Source organism: Streptomyces sp. NPDC008125, assembly GCF_042957125.1.
Classification (GTDB): domain Bacteria; phylum Actinomycetota; class Actinomycetes; order Streptomycetales; family Streptomycetaceae; genus Streptomyces.
Genome location: NZ_JBIBHR010000005.1, coordinates 119,463 through 139,544 on the forward strand (window position 1 = coordinate 119,463; position 20,082 = coordinate 139,544).

Genomic DNA, 20,082 nt, shown 5'->3' on the forward strand with positions numbered 1-20,082 from the left:
CCGGTCACCGGGAGGGCGGCACACACGAAGGGCGCGGCCCGAAGGCCGCGCCCCGTGCTGTCCTCTCCCGGACGGCGCCCGCCCCGCCGGGTCACTCCTCGGTCAGCATTCCGTCGCGCAGCTTGCGCAGCATCCGGCTGAGCAGCCGGGAGACGTGCATCTGGGAGATGCCCAGTTCGGCGCCGATCTGGGCCTGGGTCATCTCCAGACCGAAGCGCATGTCGATGATCCGGCGTTCCCGCGCGTCCAGGTGGTCCATGAGCGGGGCGAGTGCCTGGAGGTTCTCCACGCCCTCCATGGCGGAGTCCGGCTCGCCCAGCACGTCGGCGAAGGTCCGGCCGTTCGTGTGCGGGCGTCCCGACTCGCCGCTGTCGGTGGGCATGTCGAGCGAACCGGCGGTGTAGCCGTTCGAGGCGACGATCCCCTCCGTGACCTCCTCCGGCGACAACTCCAGATGGTCGGCGAGTTCCTGGACCGTCGGGTCGCGGTCCAGCTCGACGGCGAGGGCGTCCTTGGCCTTGGCGAGGTCGACCCGCAGCTCCTGAAGCCGCCGGGGCACGTGTACGGCCCAGCTGGTGTCCCGGAAGAAACGCTTGATCTCGCCGACGATGTACGGCACGGCGAAGGAGGTGAACTCCACTTCGCGCGAGAGGTCGAACCGGTCGATGGCCTTGATCAGCCCGATGGTCCCGACCTGGATGATGTCCTCCATGTCTCCGCTGCCCCGGTTGCGGAACCGGCCGGCGGCGAAGCGGACGAGGGAGAGATTCATCTCGATCAGCGTGTTCCGCGCGTACTGGTACGCGTGGGTGCCCTCCTCCAGCTCCTGGAGGCGGTCGAAGAAGACCCGCGAGAGCTGACGCGCGTCCTGGGGGGCGACCTTCCCCGCGTCCTCGATCCACGGCAGCCCGTCCGTCACCTCCGTCCTGTCCGTCGTGGTGATCCGTGCCGTGTGTGCGGTCATCCCGTCACGCTCCCCTGCTCGAATGCCCTCAGGTACTGGCACCTTCCCCGGGCTGCACGCCTCATGCGCCGTCAGCGAAAGGGATGGGGACAGGAGTTCGGAAATGGCCAGGAATCGACGGTGTCGGCATTGACTCGTCGTTTTTGCGGTGGCCGCCGGTTCCGTGGGCCCACGGAACCGCCCCGCCGGTACGGGGGAGCCCGGCGGGGCGGTCGCCGTCAGAGTCCCACAGGCGGGCGCCGGAGGGAGCCGAAGCGGCCAGGGTTCCCTCTTCCGGGGGGAGGCGCGCAGGGTGTGGACCTCCGGGCCGGCCATCGAGGGCCCCTCGTTCCGGTCGTGCCGGGCCGGGGAGCGGGGGCAACGCGATCGAGACGAAAGGCCCTGGGCGTTCCGCCGGGCCCGACGGCCGGAGCCGGGAATACGCGGTCGCCGCAGGCGCTTTCCGCCAGATGCGGCGCCATCGTCCGGCGTCAGCCCCCGAGGACCACCGGAGCGAGGAAAGCATGTCCGAGGCTTACGTCACCGATCACCGCGGAGCCCCCACGAGCAGGGGGAGCGGCCCGGTGGGCGCCCCCCTCCTCCGGCAGGAGAATTCCGGCCATTCCCTTCACCCGCTGGACAACCCGTCCCTCTCCGCGCTGAGCGGCCCGCAGGCGCACCTGGCCGAGTGGCGGGGCCGGGTCGTCCGCTACCCCGCCGACGTGGCGCCCTGGTTCGCGCTGCCGGAGGAGCCGGACGCGGGGGACTGGGCGGACGCCGCCGCGCTCGCCGGGCCCGGCGCCCCGGTCATGCTCATGGGCGTCCAGCAGGCGCCGCCGCGGGACTGGGAGATCGGATTCGAGGCCGAGGGCGTGCAGCTGACCGGTGAGGGTCTGCGTCCGGAGGCGTACCCCGAAGCGGTGCGGCTCGGTGCGGCGGACGTACCGGAGATGCTTGACCTGGTCGCCCGCACCCGGCCGGGGCCGTTCCTCCCGCGCACCGTCGAGCTCGGGACCTACCTGGGCGTCCGGCGTGACGGGGCTCTGGTCGCGATGGCGGGGGAGCGGGTGCGCCCGGCCGGCTGGAGCGAGATCAGCGCGGTCTGCACCGACCCGTCCGTACGGGGCCAGGGTCTCGCGAGCCGGCTGGTGCTCGCCGTCGCCCAGGTGATCACCGAGCGCGGCGACATTCCGTTCCTGCACGCGGCGGCCGAGAACACCGGTGCGGTCCGGCTCTACGAGTCCCTCGGCTTCCGCCTCCGCCGGACGACCCTGTTCCGGGGCGCGACGACCCCGTCGGACCTGCCCGCCCCGGCCGTGGGCGTCTGACCGCCGCCCGGCCGCCCCGGCGGAGCCGCCGGGCGGAGAAGGGGCGGCGGCGAGCGGACCTGCACGCCGCCGCCCCTTCTCCGTCACCTTCTTTCCCGCGTTCCTCGTGCGGGGTTACGGGACTCCTCGCACGGCCTGTGGGGCTCCTCGCCGTCCGGAGCAACGACACCGGCCGTGGAGCCGGCGAGGGAAGCGGACAGGTACTCCCAGGCGACGGCGTGGGAGTACCTGTCCGCTTCCGTGATCTCCCGGTATTCGTCCGCGGTGGGGTGGCGGTCGGCCAGGGCGAGGGCGGTTCGTGCCACGGGACGGAGGGACCGGCAGCCCCGGCGGCCCGGCCGGCCGGTGTCCGCCCGGGGCCGTCCCGGGCCGTTGCGCACCCTCCCGCGTACCGCTCCCCGTGCTGCCTCGCCCCGCGTACCGCCCCTCCCCGCGCACCGCCGCACCTCCGTGAAAAAGTCCCACCTCGACATTTGTCCCGCTGTGACATTTTTGGGTGTACGGTGCAGACATGAGCACGGAACAGAGGGAACCGGAGAGGCGGGGCCGCAAGGCCCGCCGGACCCGGGACACGCTGGCCCGGGCCGCCTTCGAGCTCGTACTCGACCGGGGCCTGCGCAACGTGACGGTCGAGGAGATCGCGGAAGCGGCCGACGTCGACCGGCGCACCTTCAGCCGGTACTTCCGGAGCAAGGAGGACGCGGTCCTCGACGCCGTACGCGGCGACGGCGACCGCATCAACGAGGCCCTGCGTGCCCGGCCCGCCACCGAGCCCCCGCTCACCGCCTACCGGCGTGCCGTACTCGACTGGCTCGACGACACCGCCGCCGGGCCCTGGCACCTGCGCCCCCGGATCTTCGACCTGCTGGTCCTGGCCGAGGAGGAGCCGACCCTCTACGCGGCGTACCACCACATCAGGGTGGACGCCCAGGAGGAGTCCGTCGCCATCCTCGCGGACCGGCTCGGCGTGGACCGCCGCGAGGACATCCGCCCCGCGGTGACGGTCGCCGCCGGGGCCGGAGCCCTGCTCGCGGCGCAGGCCGCCTGGGTCCGCGGCGGTCTCCCGGACGCCCTGCCCGAACTCGTGGTCCAGGCGTTCGACGCCCTCTCCGCGGACCTCCTGACCCCGGCCCCGCACGGACCGGCGCACCGCAGCAGCACAGAAAGAAGCACCTCATCATGAGCACTGCCCTCTCCACCTCCTACGTGACGGAGTTCACCGGCAAGGTCGCGCTGGTCACCGGCGGCGCCTCCGGCATCGGCCTGGCCCTGTCGCAGCGCCTCGCGGCCGGCGGCGCGGCGGTCGTCGTCGCCGACTACGACGAGGAGAGCGCCCGCAAGGCCGTGGCCGAGCTGACGGCCACCGGCGCCCGCGCCGCCGCCGTCCGCCTGGACGTCACCGACCCCGCCTCGGTCGAAGCCGGTGTCCGGTTCGCCGTCGACACTTTTGGCGCCCTGCACCTCGCGGTGAACAACGCCGGCATCGGCGGCCCCGCCGCCCCCACCGGCGAGTACGCCGTCGAGGACTGGAACCGCGTCGTCGCCACCAACCTCAGCGGCGTCTTCCACTCGATGCGCTACGAGATCCCCGAGCTCCTCAAGGCCGGCGGCGGTGCCATCGTCAACATCTCCTCCATCCTCGGCACCAACGGCTTCGCCCAGTCCCCGGCGTACGTCGCCGCCAAGCACGGCGTCGTCGGCCTGACCAAGACGGCGGCCCTGGAGTACGCGGCGCAGAACATCCGCGTCAACGCCGTGGGCCCGGGCTTCATCGACACCCCGCTGCTCCGCAACACCGACGGCCCGGCGCGCGACCACCTGATCTCGCTCCACCCCGCGGGCCGCCTCGGCACCTCGGAGGAGGTCGCCGAGCTCGCCGCGTTCCTGCTCTCCGACCGCGCGTCCTTCGTCCACGGCAGCTACCACCTGGTCGACGGCGGCTACTCCGCCTCCTGACCACCCGCCCCGGAGACACCAGGGGCGACGGGGGCACAGATCAGAAGGGCACGCCACCGGCGGACCGGCCGAGACCCGGCCGGAACCGGCGGCGGACCCGGTACAGAACAGAGAGAGAACCATGAAGGCAGTCCAGTACCGCACCGTCGGCGCGGCACCCGAGGTCGTCGAGATTCCGAAGCCCGTGCCCGGACCCGGCCAGATCCTCCTGAAGGTCACCGCGGCCGGTGTCTGCCACTCCGACATCGCCGTCATGAGCTGGTCCGCCGAGCAGCTCACCTACCCGCTGCCGCTCACTCTCGGCCACGAGGGTGTCGGCACCGTGGTGGAGCTGGGCGACGGCGCCGAGGGCGTCTCGGTCGGGGACAACGTCGCCGTCTACGGCCCCTGGGGCTGCGGCACCTGCGTGAACTGCGCCGAGGGCCGTGAGAACTACTGCCTGCGCGCCGACGAGCTCGGCATCATGCCGCCCGGACTCGGCAACCCCGGCGCCATGGCCGAGTACATGATCGTCGACAACGCCCGCCACCTCGTGCGGATCGGCGACCTCGACCCGGTCAAGACCGTCTCCCTGACCGACGCAGGCCTCACGCCGTACCACGCGATCAAGCGCTCCCTGCCGAAGCTGACGCCCGGCGTCACGGCCGTCGTCATCGGCACCGGCGGCCTCGGCCACGTCGCCATCCAGCTGCTGCGCGCGATGACCGCCGTCAAGGTCGTCGCCCTCGACGTCACCGAGGAGAAGCTGGAGCTGGCCCGCAAGGTCGGCGCCCACGAGACCGTCCTGTCCGACGAGAATGCCGCCGCCAAGGTCCGCGAGCTCACCGGCGGCGCCGGCGCCAAGGTGGTGCTGGACTTCGTCGGCGTCGACGCGACCGTGAGGACGGCTGGAGCGGTCGCCTCCGTCGACAGCGACGTCACCATCGTCGGCATCGGCGGCGGCCTCCTGCCCGTCGGCTTCGGGGTGCTGCCGTTCGCCACCTCGGTCTCCGCGCCGTACTGGGGCTCCCGCAAGGAGCTCGCCGAGGTCATCGAGCTGGCGCACGCCGGTGCCGTCGACGTCCACGTCGAGACCTTCTCCATCGACGAGGCGCCGCTCGCCTACGAGCGCCTGCACGACGGCAAGATCAACGGCCGGGCGGTCATCCTGCCCAACGGCTGACACACACCCCGGGTCCCGCCCCCCTCCCCCCGGGAGGGCGGGACCCGGCCTCTTCGTGGTTCGTACGCCGGTCGTACGAGCACGGAGCCACCCGACGCGGGCCGCCGGACCACGGCGACGGCCCGCGTCGGCATGTCAGCAGCAGCGCGCGTCCGCGTCGGGGCCCCCGCGAGAAGTCCCACCGGGCCGTCACGCGGTCATACTGCGGCCATGGGATTCGCCGCGCTGCTCACGCTCCCCACCCTCGTGGTGGGTCTGACCGTGCTCGCCTTCGTCGACCAGCTGATGCTGCGCGGCTCCCGTGCCGGTGTGCTGCCCTGGCGGAACGGCGCCCGGCGGGGCCAGGTCTCCGCGACCGGGTTCGAGCAACTGCACGCCACCTTCTCGCCCGGCAAGCAGAGCGAGCTCAAGGAACGCGCCGCTGCCCTGCTGATGCGCGACGACGAGGAGGACGGCGCCCCGCCGCACCGTTCGACCGTCGACCTGGACGGCGGCCGGGCCGTCATCCGCCTTCCGGCCACGGCCCCGGAACGTGACTGAACCCGGCAGGACGCCGTATCCCGAGGGACGCCCGTCCGCGCGTTCCTCTACACTCGCACCATGATTTCGTGCTCCTGCTTCCGCTGATCCGTACCGGCGAGGACCGCCGCAGCCCCGCGGCGTGCGCGCTGCCCCGGCACCTCCCGCCGACCGGAATCCCTGCCCGCCGCACGCCCGTCCTCGACGCGGCGCACCGGGCCCTTCTCAGCGAAAGCACAGGAACGACACCCATGTCCGCATCGCGCGACCGCTCTCAGATCACCCTCCAGGACGTCACGCTGGCCTACGGCGACAGGACCGTACTGGCGGGCGTCTCCCTCACCGTCGGGCCCGGCGAACACGTCGCCGTCATCGGCGAGAACGGCTCCGGCAAATCGACCCTGCTCCGGCTCATGTCCGGCGCCGAGGCACCGGACGCCGGAGAGGTCGTCACCCGGTTCCCCGACGGCGTCGGCCACCTCGCGCAGACCCTCGCCCTCGCCCCGCACCACACCGTGCAGGACGCCGTCGACACCGCCCTCGCCGAACTCCGCGACCTGGAACACCGGATGCGCGAAGCCGAGGCCCGACTGTCGGGGCTCGCCTCCGGGGCGGACGAACTCGACGCCTACGGAGAGCTGCTGACGGCCTATCAAGACCGTGGCGGGTACGAGGCAGACGCTCGCACCGACGCGGCGTTGCACGGTCTCGGACTCGCGCACCTGCCCCGCGACCGTCCCCTGGCCACCCTCTCCGGCGGCGAGCAGTCCCGGCTGGCTCTCGCCTGCGTGCTGGCCGCCGCACCGGAGTCGCTCCTGCTCGACGAGCCGACCAACCACCTCGACGTGTCCGCCGTGCGCTGGCTCGAGGACCACCTGCGCGCCCACCGGGGGACCCTCGTGGTGGTCACCCACGACCGCGCGTTCCTGGAGGCGACCACCCACGTCGTCCTGGAGGTGGACCGTGACCGGCGCACCGTCACCCGCCACGGCGACGGCTGGGAGGGGTACCGGACGGCGAAGGCCGCGGCGCGGCGCCGTTGGGCGCAGGAACACCAGGAGTGGCTCACCGAACTCGCCCGCACCGAAGAGCTGGTGGAAGCCGCCGGCCGGCGGCTCCGGTCCACCGGCAAGGACCCGGCGGAGGGCTTCGGCAAGCACCGCCGCTCGCACGACACCAAGCTCTCCGGGAGGGTCAGGGCCGCGCGGACGCGCCGTGACGCCCTGCTGGCCGCCCCCGTACCGCCGCCGCCGGAGCCCCTGCGCTTCACGGCGGGACTCTCCCTCGCGACCGGAGTCGCAGGAGCCGCCGACGACACCGATGCCCTCGGCACCCCGGTGCCCCTGCTCGCCCTGGATTCCGTCTCGGTGGGGGAGCGGCTGCGCCTCCCCGCCCTCGACGTGCTGCCCGGACAGCGTCTCCTGGTCACCGGCCCGAACGGCGCGGGCAAGACCACCCTGCTCCGGGTGCTCGCGGGCGACCTCGCCCCCGACTCCGGGACGGTCGTCCGGCGTGGCCGCGTCGGCTATCTCCCCCAGGACCTGCCGGCCAGACTGACCCGCCGCTCCCTCCTCGCCACCTACGCGGCCGGCCGTCCGGGCCTGCCCGAGGAGTACGCCGGGGACCTGCTCGCCCTCGGACTGTTCCGCGCCGAGGACCTCGGTGTGGCGGTGTGCGACCTCTCCGTCGGCCAGCAGCGCAGACTCGCCCTCGCCCGGCTGGTGACCCGCCCCGCCGACGTCCTCGTCCTGGACGAACCGACCAACCACGTCGCCCTCGATCTGGTCGAGGAGCTGGAAGCCGCGCTCGCCGTGTACGAGGGGGCGGTCGTCGTGGTCTCCCACGACCGGGCCTTCCGCCGCCGGTTCACCGGCGACGTGCTGGAACTGTGCGACGGACGCCCCGCCGGGGCATCCCGGGCGACGACCGGGGCGTAGTACCGGCCGGAACGGGCGACGGTCCGCCGTGCCCGGCCCGCCGGAGGTACCTACGCCTCCAGGTGGGCCAGCAGCCGTTCCACGAAGACCCGCTGACCCGTCACCAGCCGTGAGGCCGCCTGCTCGGGGGTGCACCAGGCGACCCGGTCGATCTCCGGGAACTCCTGGATCACCCCGGAACCCCTGGGCCACTCCATGGCGAAGGTGCCGTACACCGCCTCCGCGGTGTCCACCACACCCTCCACCGCCCAGATGGTCACCGTCTTCCCGCTCGCCTGCCGGGACTGGCCCAGCGGTACCCAGAAACCGTCCGGCACGGGCAGGCCCACCTCCTCCTCGAACTCCCGGCGGGCCGCCGTCTCGGCCGCCTCGCCCGGCTCGTACTCGCCCTTGGGGATCGACCACGCCGCGTCCTCCCGCCCCGCCCAGAACGGGCCTCCCATGTGGCCGAGCAACACCTCGATTCCGTTGTCGTCCGTTCCGGTCCCCGTCCGGTAGAGAAGGACCCCCGCACTGCGCTTGCTCATCGACATGTCGTCAATTCTCCGTACATCGCGCAACCCTCGCCACCGGTTCGGGCAGACCGGGCGGCCCGATGACCGCCCGATCCGGCGGCTGACGCCGCGTCGTAAAGATTCCGTGAACCGCTCCGTGACCCATTCCGTGAACCGCGTCGTGCACCCCGGGCCGACGCGTCCCGGCCGTACTCTGTTGTCCCCGCCGTCGCTCCCGCCCCCTGGCGTCGCTCGTGCACCCCCGGCATGCTGTCCGCCACAAGCGCTGATGAACCGTCCAACCCGCCTCTCAGCAGGAGGACTTGTGCGTCGACGTCCAGGGCCAGCCGTCCGCTCCGCGCGGGCGCTCGTGCTGTTCGCCACCGTATGCGGGGCCGTGGTGGGGGCCGTCGCTCCCGCCGCGGCCGATACGACACCCGACCCCCACCCGCACACCGCCGCCGAGGTTCTGAGACCGGTGGCCCCGCCCGGCGCGAGCGCCCCGGCAGGCGTCGGGCGTTCTGCCGTCGACGACCCCGTCATCGACGACCACGGCATCGAGACCGCCCGCACCTCCCGGCCCGTCGCGCCCGGCGTCGGCCTCACCTCGTACGACCGGCTCGAAGCCACCACGTGGCTCCGTGTCGACGCGCTCACCGTGGACCTGCGCGAGGACGTCCGCGCCGACTACCTCTCCACCGGGAAGGTCAGCGACCGGCGTACGGTGTCCGAGCTGGCGGCCGGCCACGACGCCGGAGCGGGCCGCCGCATCGTCGCCGCCGTCAACGCCGACTTCTTCGACATCAACGAGACCGGCGCACCGGTAGGACCCGGCGTCCGGGACGGGGCCCTCGACCACTCGCCGGCCGCCGGCTCCACCCACGCCGTCGGCATCGGGCCCGCGAGCGCGGGGCGGGTGCTGGACCTGTACTTCGAGGGCACGCTCACCCTGCCCTCCGGCGACCACCCGCTCGGCTCCTACAACGCGGCCGACGTCCCCGCCGGATCCGTCGGTGCGTACACCTCCGCCTGGGGCGACGCCGACCGCGCGCTGACCGTCAACGCCTCGGCGCGGCCGGTCGCCGAGGCCGTCGTACGGGACGGCCGGGTGGTCTCCGTCTCCGCGACGCCCGGCAGCGGCCCCGTCCCCGAGGACACCACCGTCCTCGTCGGACGCGAGGCCGGGGCGGAGCTCCTGACGGCGCTGCGGCCGGGCGACCCGGTCGGGCTGACGTACCGGGCGCGCACCGACGACGGGCCGCTGCCGCGCACCGCCGTCGGCGGACGCGAGCTGCTCGTCGTGGACGGCGTGGAGCGGAACCACGACGGCGAGGGCAACAACGCCGCCGCGCCCCGCACCGCGGTCGGATTCTCCCGGGACGGTCGCACCATGCACGTCATCACCGTGGACGGCAGGCAGGCCGACAGCGGCGGAGTGACCCTCACCGAACTCGGCCGGATGATGCGCGAGGCCGGGGCCTGGAGCGCGCTCAACCTGGACGGCGGCGGCTCCTCCACCCTGGTGGCGCGAGAACCCGGCAGCGACGCCCTCCAGAGGGAGAACAGCCCCTCCGACGGCAGCGAACGCACCGTCCCCAACGGCCTCGCCCTCACCGCGCCGGACGGCAGCGGCACCCTGAACGGGTACTGGGTGGAGACCCGTACACCCCCGGCCGCCGCCCCGGGCGACGACCCCGTCGCGGGCGGTCACCCCGACCGGGTCTTCCCCGGCCTCACCCGCGCCCTGACCGCCGCCGGGTACGACGAGACGTACGGCCCGGCGGCCGGCATCCCGCACTGGCGCACCGCCGCCTCAGGAGCGGGCACGGTCGACGCGCGCGGCCTGTTCACCGCCCGGCACGGCGGCACGGCCGAGGTCCTCGCCGAGCGCGGCGGGGCCCGGGGCTCGGTCCGGCTCACCGTGCTCGACGAGCTGACCCGGGTGAGCCCCACCACCGAGCGCCTCGGCCTCTCCGGCGACGGCGCCGCGGGAACCTTCGGCGTCGTCGGCTTCGACGCCCACGGCGACAGCGCTCCCGTCGAACCCCGCGACGTCACGCTCGACTACGACCGCGCGCTCTTCGACGTCCACGACGACGGGCGGGGCTCCTTCACCGTCACCGCCCGCGCCGGCGAGGGCACGGCCGGGCTGATCACCGTCTCCGTCCACGGCGCCACCACCGTGCTCGCCGTCACGGTCGGCCTCGCCGACCAGGCGGTCTCCGGCTTCGACGACGCGGACGCCTGGAAGTTCAGCCAGGCCCGCGCGAGCGGTTCGCTGGCCCCCACCGAGGAGGGGCACACCGGCACCGGACTGAAGCTCGACTACGACTTCACCCGGTCCACCGTGACCCGGGCCGCCTACGCGGCCCCGCCGCAGCCCGTCGCGGTGCCCGGCCGGCCCCGGTCCTTCACCCTCTGGATCAACGGGGACGGCAAAGGCGCCTGGCCCACGCTCCACCTCAAGGACGCCGCCGGGACGGACCAGCTGCTCCGCGGCCCGTACGTCACCTGGACCGGCTGGCGCCAGGTCACCTTCGCCGTGCCCGCCGGTGCCCCCACGCCCCTGTCGGTGTACCGGTTCTACCTGGCCGAGACCGCCGCCGGCGCCCAGTACACCGGCGGGATCGTCATCGACGACCTCGTCGCCCAGGTGGTGCCGGCCGCCGACCTGCCCGCCCGGGCGCCGGTGGCCGACCCGCTGATCGACACGGCGGCCGTGACGGAAGGCCGGGACTCCCGGTTCGCGGTGATGTCCGACGCGCAGTTCGTCGCCCGCGACCCCGACAGCGCGATCGTCGCCCAGGCCCGGCGCACCCTGCGCGAGATCAAGGCCGCGCACCCGGACTTCCTGGTGATCGACGGCGACCTGGTGGACGAGGGGTCGCCCGCCGACCTCGACTTCGCCCGCCAGGTGCTGGACGAGGAGCTCGGCGACGACCTGCCCTGGTACTACGTGCCGGGCAACCACGAGGTGATGGGCGGCTCGATCGGAGCCTTCACCGACCGGTTCGGCCCGGCCCACCGTACGTTCGACCACGACGGCACCCGCTTCATCACCCTCGACACCTCCAGCCTCAGCCTGCGGGGCGGCGGCTACGCGCAGATCCGGGAGCTCCGGGAACAGCTGGACGCGGCGGCGGCCGACCCGGGCATCGGCTCCGTCGTGCTGATCGAGCACGTGCCGCCGCGCGATCCCTCGGTCCAGCCGGCCAGTCAGTTGAGCGACCGCAAGGAGGCGGCCCTGGTGGAGGAGTGGCTCTCCGGGTTCCGCCGCACGACCGGCAAGGGGGCAGCCTTCATCGGCGGTCATGTCGGGGTGTTCCACGCCTCGCACGTCGACGGCGTGCCCTACCTGGTCAACGGCAACTCGGGCAAGACTCCCTCCGGTCCGGCCGACGAGGGCGGGTTCACCGGCTGGAGCCTGGTCGGCACGGACCGGGTGACCCCCGCCGGACAGGCGGCGGCCCGGCAACGGCCCTGGGCGGGCGGACCCGACTGGATCTCCGTACAGACCCGGGCGCATGTCGACGACCTCATCCTCGACACCCCCGCCGCGCTCGCGCCGGGCGGCCGGGCCGAGGTGTCCGCCCGGATCACCCAGGGCGCGCGCACGGTGCCGGTCGCCTTCCCGGTGAGCGCCGACTGGACCGGCTCCCCGAACCTCCGGATCGGGGACACCGCCGGAGCACCCGGCCGGCCCGTGGCGCTCCTCGACCCGGCCACCGGCACGCTGACCGCCCTGCGGCCGGGCACGGTCACCCTCGCGGTGACCGTCGACGGGGTCACCCGGAGCGCCCGCGTCACGGTCGCCGCGGAGGCCACCGGAGTGCCGTCGGCGGCCTGACCGCGAGCGGTGGGCCCGGCTGGGTCCCGCCGGGCCCACCGCTCACGCCTTGCGGTACTCGTACGCCTCGCCCGCCGCGCCGCCGCCAGGTCGCCGCCCGCCGAGGCCGTGACGACGGCGGCGACCGCACCCTCCACGAACGGTGCGTCCAACAGCTCCGCACCCGAAGGGAATTCGTCGCCCTCGGCGAGCAGGCCCTGGTCGGCGCCCCCGGTCGCCGGGTCGAGTTCGGTGAGCCGGTCGGCCTCACGGTCGACGGCGGACGCCCGGAGGGTGCTCCGGGGAGTGTCCGGCGCGCTCGCGCGACCCGGCCGTGAGGCCTGCGCGAGGGCGTGAAGGATCAGACCGCCCGGTCGGCGAGCCCCAGCGTGCCCGCCGCCTGGATCGCCAGCCAGACCTCCGACAGCGCGCCGGTGGACGCGAGGTCGCGTTCCGCCAGCGTCCCGAAACGGCGGAGCCGGTACGCCAGGGTGTTCGGGTGGATGTGCAGCGCCGCCGCCGCGGCCTCGGTCCGCCGGTCCCGCTCCATCCACGTACGGACCGAGACGAGCAACTGGGAGTCGTGGGCGGCGTCGTACCGGAGGACCTCGCCGAGCACGTTCTCGACCAGCGCGGACAGCACCGCCGGGTCGTCCGGCAGCCACCGGCCCGTCAGATCGTCGCCGTAGCGGACCACGGGCCGTCCCGACTCCGCCGCCTTCGACGCGGCCCAGACCGCCTCCCGCTGCGCCACCCTCAGCGCCGCGCCCGGCCGGAAGGGGCGGCTCATCCCGGTCGCCGCCAGGGGCAGGGTGCCCACCGCGTCGGCGAGTTCCGGCGCGCCGAGCACGTAGCGGTCCTCGCCCCGGGTGAGGAGCAGGTGCGGCCGGTCCTCCAGGACGTGCAGCAGGGCCTCGTCGGTGGTGTGGCGCACCACCATCAGGACGGTGTCGCCCTCGATCGCGTGCCGGGCGAGCCTGCGGCGGGCGGCGTCCGGGTCGAGCACCTCCTGGAGCAGCTCGGCGAGGGTCTCCGCGCCCTCCCGGCGGAGCGTCTCGCGCTCGTTGCGCACCATCGCCAGGCGCAGTGCGGCCACCGTGGCGATGTGCTGGGCCACCGCGAGACCGGCGGGCCGGGCGCCCTCGCGCTCGTACGCGACGAGGAAACCGGCCGGACCACCGGGCGCGGGGACGGGCAGCACGAAGCCGCCGGGCACGGTCGGCGGCGCGTCCACGGAGTCCGGCAGCACCGACGGGTCCGGCACCGGGACGTCCGGCAGCAGAGGGCGACCCTGGGGCGTGCAGAGGTACACGTCGTAGCCGGAGAGGCGTTCGAGCCGGCGGAGCAGGGCGGGGGTGTCGAGGTCCTCCGCCACCAGCCAGCGCAACGAGCCGAAGACCTGGAGCTGGGCGCCGAGGCGGTGCCGGGCGTCCTCCTGTACCGCCGCCGCGACCTCCTGCGCGACCGCGATGAAGGGAACCGAGAGCGGTACCTCCAGCACCGGGAAGCCCCGTTCCTCGGCAGCCCGGAAGAAGTCGTCGTGCAGGACGGGCATGTGCAGCTGAGCGGAGAGCGCCAGTCCGGAGACCCCGGCGTCGTCCAGACGTTCGAGGTACGCCCGCTGTGCGGCGGCCGTGGCCGGGACCGCCAGCCCCGCCGTCATGATCAGCTCGGACCCCAGCAGCCAGGGCGTCGGATCGTCCAGCTCGCTGGCGTGCGCCCAGGAGACGGACCGCCCCAGCCCCGCGGCGCCCGCCTTCACGGAGAGCTGGAGCGCGGGGAACGAGAGGAGGTCCTCCACGGTGAGTTTGTCGCTTGCCACAGAAAGGAGCCTATCGCTCTGTGGCTGACACAATTGTCGCCGGTCACACGGGAGGCCAGACTGTGGGCTCGTCACTGCTGCACGACAGGAACGGAAGGTGACACGCCCGTGACCAGCTCGATCACCGAAATCGAGACCCATGGGGTCGAGCGCATCCCGGACGGGGACCGCACGGCCCGCCCGATCGACCTGTTCCGTCTTGCCTTCGGCGGTGCCAACACGTTCGCGACGTGCGTGCTCGGCGCCTTCCCCATCCTTTTCGGCCTCTCCTTCTGGCAGGGCCTCGCCGCCACCGTCCTCGGTCTGGTCGCCGGGGCGCTGCTGCTGGCACCCATGGCCCTCTTCGGCCCGGCGAACGGAACCAACAACGCCGTCTCCTCCTCCGCCCACCTGGGCGTGCACGGACGCGTCGTCGGCTCCTTCCTCTCGCTGCTGACCGCCGTCGCCTTCTTCTCCATCTCGGTCTGGTCCTCCGGCGACGCCCTCGTGGGCGGTGCGCACCGGCTCGTCCACGTCCCCGAGTCCGACGTCGCGTACGGCATCGCCTACGCGATCTTCGCCGTCCTCGTGCTGGCTGTCTGCGTCTACGGCTTCCGCTTCATGCTGCTGGTCAACAAGATCGCGGTGATGGCCGCCTCCGCGCTCTTCGTGCTCGGCGCCTTCGCCTTCTGGGGCGACTTCGACCCCGGTTACGCGGGCTCCTTCGCCTCGACCGCCGATCCGCTGTTCTGGCCCTCGTTCATCGGGGCGGCGCTGATCGTGCTCTCCAACCCGGTCTCCTTCGGTGCCTTCCTCGGCGACTGGTCCCGCTACATCCCGGCCGGGGCGCCCCGCCGCCGAGTGATGGGCGCCGCGTTCCTCGCGCAGATCGCCACCCTGCTGCCGTTCCTCTTCGGCCTGGCCACCGCGTCGATCATCGCCTCCGAGGCCGCCGAGTACGTCGACCCGGCCGCCCCCAACTACGTCGGCGGACTGCTCGCCGTCTCGCCGGGCTGGTACTTCCTGCCGCTCTGCCTGATCGCCCTCATCGGCGGCCTCTCCACCGGCACCACCTCGCTCTACGGCACCGGCCTCGACTTCTCCAGCGTCTTCCCGCGCTTCAGCCGCGTCCAGGCAACCTTCTTCATCGGCGTGCTCTCCATCGCCTTCATCTTCGTGGGCCGCTTCGCGCTGAACCTCGCCCAGTCCATCTCCACCTTCGCCACGCTGATCATCACCTGCACCGCCCCGTGGATGGTCGTCATGGCGCTCGGCTACGTCACCCGGCGCGGCTGGTACGACCCCGACGCGCTCCAGGTCTTCAACCGCCGCCAGCGCGGCGGCCGGTACTGGTTCGCCCACGGCTGGAACTGGCGCGGCATGGCGTCCTGGCTGGTCTCCGCCGTGGTCGCCCTCCTCTTCACCAACCTGCCCGGCCAGTTCGTCGGTCCGCTCGGCGACCTCGCCGACGGCGCGGACATCTCCCTGCCGGTCGGCCTCCTCCTGGCCGCGGTGATCCACCTCGCACTCCTCACCCTCTTCCCCGAGCCGCGCGCGGTCTACGGCCCCGCAGGCCCCCGCTTCGTCCGCGCCGCCGACACGGAGGTCCCGCCCATCACCGGCGGCCCCGAGGAGCGGATGACGGCCGCGACCGCCGTGGGCTGACCGCCCGGGCCCGCCACACGTCACACCCCCACCCACGTCTCCCCCCACGGCAAGGAGCCGATCAATGAGCGACACCCCCGGCCACGAGGACGTGCGGGCCGCCGCCGACGCACTCGTCGCGGCCTTCGCGGAAGGCCGCCTCGACGACTACTTCGGCGCCTTCGCCCCGCACGCGACCTTCGTCTTCCACACCACCCCGCAGCGGCTGGCCTCCACCGCCGAGTACCGTGCCCTGTGGCAGCGCTGGGTGGAAGAGGACGACTTCCGCGTCCTGGCCTGCACCTCCACCGGCCGGCTGATCCAGCACTTCGGGGACACCGCGGTCCTCAGCCACGACGTGGAGACCCGTATCGCCACCTCCTCGGGCGAGGAGACGCTGCTGGAGCGCGAGACGATCGTCTTCGCCCGCGCGGCCGACGGCGGCTGGCCCGCCGTCCACGAGCACCTGTCCGCCCGTACCACCGTCTGACCAGGAGAACCCGTTCCATGAGCACCACGTTCCGCAACTACATCGACGGCGTATCCGTGGACGCCGCGGACGGTCGCACCCTCGACGTGGTGGACCCCACCACCGGTGACGTCTACGCCACCTCGCCGCTCTCCGGCCAGGCCGACGTCGATGCCGCCATGGCCGCCGCGGCGGCGGCGTTCCCGGTGTGGCGCGACACCACCCCCGCCGTGCGCCAGCGCGTCCTGCTCAGGATCGCCGACGCGATGGAGGCGCGGGCCGACGAGCTCGTCGCCACCGAGAGCCGCGACACCGGCAAGCCGCTCCACCTGACCCGGAGCGAGGAACTCGCCCCCGCCATCGACCAGATCCGCTTCTTCGCGGGCGCCGCCCGGATGCTGGAGGGCCGCTCGGCCGGCGAGTACATGGAGGGCATGACCTCCCTCATCCGGCGCGAGCCGGTCGGCGTCTGCGCCCAGGTCGCCCCCTGGAACTATCCGCTGCTGATGGCGGTCTGGAAGTTCGCCCCGGCCCTCGCGGCGGGCAACGCCGTCGTCATCAAGCCCTCCGACACCACCCCGGCCTCGACCGCGCTCATCGCTGAGATCATCGGCGGCGTGCTGGCGGAGACGGACCTGCCGCTCGGCGTCTTCAACGTCGTCTGCGGCGACCGCGAGACCGGCCGCATGATGGTGGAGCACCCGACCCCCGCGATGGCCTCGATCACCGGTTCCGTACGCGCCGGCATGCAGGTCGCCGCCTCGGCGGCCAAGGACGTCAAGCGCGTCCACCTGGAGCTCGGCGGCAAGGCCCCCGCGGTCGTCTTCGAGGACGCGGACCTGGAGAAGGCCGTGGAGGACCTGATCGTCGGCGGCTTCTTCAACGCCGGCCAGGACTGCACGGCGGCGACCCGGGTGCTGGTGCACGAGTCGGTGCACGACGCCTTCGTGTCGGCGCTCGCCGCGGCGGCCAAGGGAACCAGGACCGGCCTGCCGGACGACGAGGACGTGCTCTACGGCCCCCTCAACAACGCCGGCCAGCTCGCCCAGGTCAGCGGGTTCATCGACCGCCTCCCGGCGCACGCCACCGTCGAGGCGGGCGGCCACCGGGTCGGCGAACAGGGCTACTTCTGGGCACCGACCGTCGTCTCCGGCCTGCGCCAGGACGACGAGATCGTCCAGAACGAGGTCTTCGGCCCCGTCATCACCGTGCAGTCCTTCACCGACGAGGCCCAGGCGCTGGAGTTCGCCAACGGCGTCGAGTACGCGCTCGCCTCCTCGGTGTGGACCAAGGACCACGCGCGCGCGATGCGGATGTCGAAGAACCTCGACTTCGGCTGCGTCTGGATCAACAGCCACATGGCACTGGTCGCCGAGATGCCGCACGGCGGGTTCAAGAAGTCCGGCTACGGCAAGGACCTCTCGGCGTACGGCTTCGAGGACTACACCCGGATCAAGCACGTCATGACCGCTCTCTGAGCCTTGCCCCCAGCCGGCCGCGCGACAGCCCGCGCGGCCCGCCTACGGCCCACGCCCCGCGCCGGGACCCTCGGGAACCGGGCGGGGCGTGGGCCGTAGGCGGCCCGTCGCACGCACCGCGCACGCCCGGTCGGGTGGCCCGGGCGGCCGGAACCCCCTCCGGGGCCGGGAGACGGGCAGGTACCGAGGCATGAGCGAAGAACACGCCGACCGCCCGGACACCGCCCACACCCGACCCGACGGGGTGGGCGACGCGACCGTCCGCGCCTTGGGCGCCCTGTCGGAGGCCCTGGAAACCACCGAGCGCGCCCGCGGTGCCCTCTACACCTTCCACCAGCTCACCGGGGGCGCGGACTTCCAACTCGACGAAGCCGTACGGCTCCTTCGCGAGGCCGGCCACGACAGCGCGGCGGACAGGGTGGAGCAGGAGATCGTGGGCCGCAACGTCATCCCGGGCCACTGGACGTTCCAGATCGTCGAGGCGTACGACCGCACGTACTACCGGCCCTTCGTCGACGTCGAAGGACGCCTGGTCGACGAACTGGCCGCAGGGCGCGCCCACTTGTACGAGGCGGAGCTCAAAGAGGCCCGCCGGACCCGGGGCCTGCCCGACCACACCGCGCGCCCGGGCACCGCGCGATGACCCGAGCCGGAGACCTGCCGCCGGTCGGACGCGGGCCGCCCGGGTCACGAGTGATCCGGGCCTGCTCGCGGCTCCACCTCCCCATCGGCGCGCTGACGCTCTGGGGGCATCCCGCACACCCGCCGCCCTCGCCTGCGCGCCGGCTGCGGGCCCGCTCACCCCGGCGGTGCCTCACCTCGCCGACCCGCTCGCGCTGCGACGCGTCCGGCGCACTTCTTCGGCACGGTCAAGAGCGCCACCCCGGTCTTCGCCGCCCTGATCGGTCCCGTCGTGCTCCGCCAGCATCTCGACGCGGCTGCGTGGACGGAGGCCTTCGTCACCGTCGGCGCCAACACCGTGGCCGTCGAAGGGACACGCAAGCCACCGGAGCAGCAGGTCCAGGACGCCTGACCCGCTCGGGGGAGGGAGCGGCCCGGCGTCCCTCCGCCACCCCGATGCCCGGCCCGTACGACCGCGTCCCGCACACTGGTGGCCCCGCACCCGTACGAGCGAGGCGAGTCATGGCTTTGCAGATCAGCGCCACCAACCCGGAACACCCCGCGCTCCTCCTGGAGCTGCCGTGGCACCTGCCGCTGGAGGAGTGGCCGGAGAAGTACCTCGTACCGCTGCCGCGCGGCATCTCCCGGCACGTGGTGCGCTACGCCCGCGCCGGAGCCGACGTGATCGCCGTCAAAGAACTCGCCGAGCGCCCGGCCGTCCGCGAGTACGACCAGCTGCGCACCCTCGACCGGCTCGGGATACCCGCGGTCGACCCGCTCGCCGTGGTCACCGGACGGGCCGGGGCGGACGGGGAGCCGCTGGAGCCCGTGCTCATCACCCGGCACCTCAACGGCTCGCTGCCCTACCGCTCGATGTTCGAGACCACCATGCGCCCCTCCACCGTGCACCGGCTGATGGACGCCCTCGCGGTCCTGCTCGTCCGGCTGCACCTCGTCGGATTCGCGTGGGGCGACTGCTCGCTCTCGAACACCCTGTTCCGGCGCGACGCGGGCGCCTACGCGGCCTACCTCGTGGACGCCGAGACCGGGGAGACCCACGAACGGCTGAGCGACGGTCAGCGCGAGTACGACATCGACCTCGCCCGCGTCAACATCAGCGGCGAGATGCTCGACCTGGAGGCCGCCGGAGCGCTCCATCCCTCGGTGGACCCGATCGCGTTCGGCGCCGAGATCTCCCGCCGGTACGCCGCGTTGTGGCAGGAGCTGACCCGTACCTCCGTCTACCCGGCGGGCAAGTACCACTACATCGAGCGGCGGGTGCGCCGGCTCAACGACATGGGCTTCGACGTGGCCGAGATGCAGATCGTCAACTCGCCGGACGGCGACACCGTCACCTTCGTGCCCAAGGTCGTCGACGCCGGCCACCACCAGCGCCAGCTGCTGCGGCTGACCGGCCTCGACACCGAGGAGAACCAGGCGCGGCGGCTCCTCAACGACCTGGAGAGCTGGATGGCCACCCAGGACGACTACGCCCCCGGCGACCCGCTCGGGGCGCGTACCGAGGTTCTCGCGCACCGCTGGGTCCGCGACCAGTTCAGGCCCACGGTCCGTGCCGTCCCGCTCGACCTGCGAGGCTCCATGGACCCGGCCGAGCTCTACCACGAGCTGCTGGAGCACCGGTGGTTCCTCTCCGAGCGCGCCCAGCACGACATCGGCCTGGAGTCCGCCGTGGCGGACTACACCGCCACCAGGCTTTCCCGGGCCGGCATACCCGCGGCCGGGGAAACCGCTGACGATTAGGGGCTCACGTCCGGAATCGCCGGGCACCGGGGCACCCGAGCCGGGCATGATCCGAACGAAGAACCTGGCCCCCGGGCAGGGCAGGAGCCGGTCCGCGCCGGCCCGCCGAGATGCGTCCGCCCCGTCGTGCTGCTTCGCTGGGA

The 20,082-nt window shown here is 73.3% G+C and carries 16 protein-coding genes; 12 read left to right on the plus strand and 4 right to left on the minus strand.

Going from position 1 to position 20,082, the window contains the following annotated elements:
- Window positions 1-91 precede the first annotated feature (91 nt).
- Window positions 92-964, minus strand: coding sequence for a SigB/SigF/SigG family RNA polymerase sigma factor (locus ACFZAX_RS10595; protein WP_390960657.1), 873 nt, complete (start codon window positions 962-964; stop codon window positions 92-94).
- A 563-nt stretch (window positions 965-1,527) separates the two neighbouring features.
- Between ACFZAX_RS10595 and ACFZAX_RS10600 the strand changes: the two genes are divergently transcribed.
- Window positions 1,528-2,271: a GNAT family N-acetyltransferase gene (locus tag ACFZAX_RS10600; RefSeq protein ID WP_390960658.1), complete on the plus strand. Its 744-nt coding sequence runs from the start codon at window positions 1,528-1,530 to the stop codon at window positions 2,269-2,271.
- An 83-nt stretch (window positions 2,272-2,354) separates the two neighbouring features.
- Here the strand turns inward: ACFZAX_RS10600 and ACFZAX_RS10605 are convergent, their stop codons facing one another.
- A complete protein-coding gene (locus ACFZAX_RS10605; RefSeq protein WP_390960659.1) occupies window positions 2,355-2,576 on the minus strand; it encodes a hypothetical protein in 222 nt (73 codons plus the stop codon).
- A gap of 206 nt (window positions 2,577-2,782) precedes the next feature.
- On the opposite strand from ACFZAX_RS10605, the gene ACFZAX_RS10610 reads away from it, so the two are divergent.
- The 5 genes from ACFZAX_RS10610 (at window position 2,783) to ACFZAX_RS10630 (ending at window position 7,845) form a co-directional block, all read left to right on the plus strand.
- On the plus strand, window positions 2,783-3,454 hold the full coding sequence (locus ACFZAX_RS10610; protein ID WP_390960660.1) for a TetR family transcriptional regulator: 672 nt from the start codon (window positions 2,783-2,785) through the stop codon (window positions 3,452-3,454).
- Window positions 3,451-4,227 (plus strand): 3-oxoacyl-ACP reductase FabG, encoded by a 777-nt coding sequence (locus ACFZAX_RS10615; RefSeq protein ID WP_390960661.1) that lies wholly within the window; start codon window positions 3,451-3,453, stop codon window positions 4,225-4,227. The genes ACFZAX_RS10610 and ACFZAX_RS10615 overlap by 4 nt, the downstream gene beginning before the upstream one ends.
- Before the next feature lie 121 nt (window positions 4,228-4,348).
- Complete coding sequence (locus ACFZAX_RS10620) at window positions 4,349-5,389, plus strand: alcohol dehydrogenase catalytic domain-containing protein (RefSeq protein WP_390960662.1); 1,041 nt, start codon at window positions 4,349-4,351, stop codon at window positions 5,387-5,389.
- Window positions 5,390-5,599: 210 nt separating this feature from the next.
- Window positions 5,600-5,929 carry a DUF6191 domain-containing protein gene (locus ACFZAX_RS10625; RefSeq protein WP_390960663.1) on the plus strand — a complete coding sequence of 110 codons (330 nt, stop codon included), beginning with the start codon at window positions 5,600-5,602 and terminating at the stop codon, window positions 5,927-5,929.
- A gap of 230 nt (window positions 5,930-6,159) precedes the next feature.
- A complete protein-coding gene (locus ACFZAX_RS10630; RefSeq protein ID WP_390960664.1) occupies window positions 6,160-7,845 on the plus strand; it encodes an ATP-binding cassette domain-containing protein in 1,686 nt (561 codons plus the stop codon).
- 50 nt (window positions 7,846-7,895) lie between these two features.
- Here ACFZAX_RS10630 and ACFZAX_RS10635 read toward each other — a convergent pair whose 3' ends face one another.
- The gene (locus tag ACFZAX_RS10635) at window positions 7,896-8,378 is read right to left on the minus strand and encodes an NUDIX domain-containing protein (RefSeq protein ID WP_390960665.1); all 483 of its coding nucleotides are present in this window, start codon (window positions 8,376-8,378) and stop codon (window positions 7,896-7,898) included.
- 286 nt (window positions 8,379-8,664) lie between these two features.
- On the opposite strand from ACFZAX_RS10635, the gene ACFZAX_RS10640 reads away from it, so the two are divergent.
- Complete coding sequence (locus ACFZAX_RS10640) at window positions 8,665-12,186, plus strand: phosphodiester glycosidase family protein (RefSeq protein WP_390960666.1); 3,522 nt, start codon at window positions 8,665-8,667, stop codon at window positions 12,184-12,186.
- A 340-nt stretch (window positions 12,187-12,526) separates the two neighbouring features.
- Here the strand turns inward: ACFZAX_RS10640 and ACFZAX_RS10645 are convergent, their stop codons facing one another.
- Complete coding sequence (locus tag ACFZAX_RS10645; protein ID WP_390960667.1) at window positions 12,527-13,987, minus strand: PucR family transcriptional regulator ligand-binding domain-containing protein; 1,461 nt, start codon at window positions 13,985-13,987, stop codon at window positions 12,527-12,529.
- Between the two features lie 108 nt (window positions 13,988-14,095).
- Between ACFZAX_RS10645 and ACFZAX_RS10650 the strand changes: the two genes are divergently transcribed.
- The 5 genes from ACFZAX_RS10650 to ACFZAX_RS10670 all read left to right on the plus strand — a co-directional run bounded on the left by ACFZAX_RS10650 (window position 14,096) and on the right by ACFZAX_RS10670 (window position 19,939).
- Window positions 14,096-15,631 (plus strand): cytosine permease, encoded by a 1,536-nt coding sequence (locus ACFZAX_RS10650; protein WP_390960670.1) that lies wholly within the window; start codon window positions 14,096-14,098, stop codon window positions 15,629-15,631.
- Window positions 15,632-15,695: 64 nt separating this feature from the next.
- Window positions 15,696-16,100 carry a nuclear transport factor 2 family protein gene (locus ACFZAX_RS10655; RefSeq protein WP_390960672.1) on the plus strand — a complete coding sequence of 135 codons (405 nt, stop codon included), beginning with the start codon at window positions 15,696-15,698 and terminating at the stop codon, window positions 16,098-16,100.
- 17 nt (window positions 16,101-16,117) lie between these two features.
- Window positions 16,118-17,557 (plus strand): aminobutyraldehyde dehydrogenase, encoded by a 1,440-nt coding sequence (locus ACFZAX_RS10660; RefSeq protein WP_390960675.1) that lies wholly within the window; start codon window positions 16,118-16,120, stop codon window positions 17,555-17,557.
- Window positions 17,558-17,747: 190 nt separating this feature from the next.
- Window positions 17,748-18,200 carry a hypothetical protein gene (locus ACFZAX_RS10665; RefSeq protein WP_390960677.1) on the plus strand — a complete coding sequence of 151 codons (453 nt, stop codon included), beginning with the start codon at window positions 17,748-17,750 and terminating at the stop codon, window positions 18,198-18,200.
- Between the two features lie 500 nt (window positions 18,201-18,700).
- Window positions 18,701-19,939, plus strand: a complete 1,239-nt coding sequence (locus tag ACFZAX_RS10670; RefSeq protein WP_390960678.1) for a DUF4032 domain-containing protein — start codon at window positions 18,701-18,703, stop codon at window positions 19,937-19,939.
- Window positions 19,940-20,082: the final 143 nt, after the last annotated feature.